This window comes from Streptococcus sp. 2741 (assembly GCF_013276315.1).
Lineage (GTDB): Bacteria > Bacillota > Bacilli > Lactobacillales > Streptococcaceae > Streptococcus > Streptococcus pseudopneumoniae.
Map to the genome: position 1 here is coordinate 1 of NZ_VMKU01000169.1, position 993 is coordinate 993.

A 993-nucleotide genomic window follows, 5' to 3' on the forward strand; every position below is an offset into this window, starting at 1 on the left:
CTCTTATTATGGGAAGATACCTATGAATTGGGTACAGACAACATTAAATTATATAGGAATAATTAGTACTGGTAACACGCCATCTAAAAATAGCCCTGAAAACTACGGCGGCGAAATACCATTCTATAAACCTGCTGATTTATTACAAGGAGAACTATACAATGCAACTGAATATTTATCGGTTCTAGGAAATACAAAATCCAGAAAAATAAAAGCAGGTTCTATTTTAATAAATGGTATTGGAAATATTGGAATTGCTGGGATTGTTCGTGTTGATGGAGCGTTCAATCAACAAATGCATGGCATAGAAGTATTTAATTTTGTCAACTCAAAATTTTTACTTTTAGCTATACAGTCTGATTTTATGCAAAAACAATTCAAGAACAATACATCATCTACCACTATTCCTATATTAAACAAAACTAGATTTTCTCAAACTATAATTAATTTTCCAGGTATACGTACACAAAAATTAATAATTACTAAAGCTGAGAAACTTTTTGAAAAAGTAAATCAATTTTAGCGACAATTCTCTTTTGTTCTAAAACTGAAGGAATACCTATTATTTTAGATTTTAGATACGAATAATGTCGAGCATAGCCCCTGTTCCTAACAAATAATAGCGTATAGTCTAAGTGGTATTTTAAAAATTTTGCAGATAAGCAAATTGGAGACAGAATTTTTACTCCGTCTGCACCAACAACAAAAGGGAAGTCTATAATCTTAAGATTTCTTGTATGGTCACCAAATATTACAACGTTTGTTTTATAGTCTAGAATCTTAGAAAAATTATTAGAAAATCCTTCAACTAATATTTTAGATTGACTAACTACTGGAATCTTGCCCTCTTTTACAATTTCAGACTGTTTTATTTGATAAGGCTTAGCTGAAATAGTTGTTACAATTTTTTCTAAAGGAGCTAGCAACCAAGTTGATCTTCTTGGAAAATCTATTTCAATTTTAATGTTATTCAGATAATAAGAGCCATAATCA

General features: G+C 29.8%; 2 protein-coding genes. One reads left to right on the forward strand and one right to left on the reverse strand.

Annotated features, from left to right (window positions below):
- The coding region (locus HT671_RS11295) for a restriction endonuclease subunit S (protein ID WP_240148736.1) at nucleotides 1-523 on the forward strand (523 nt) is incomplete at its 5' end.
- On the opposite strand, the gene HT671_RS11300 is transcribed toward HT671_RS11295, so the two are convergent.
- Nucleotides 483-993: restriction endonuclease subunit S (locus HT671_RS11300; RefSeq protein WP_240148734.1), on the reverse strand; the 511-nt coding region annotated here is incomplete at its 5' end. The two genes, HT671_RS11295 and HT671_RS11300, sit on opposite strands and share 41 nt — an antisense overlap.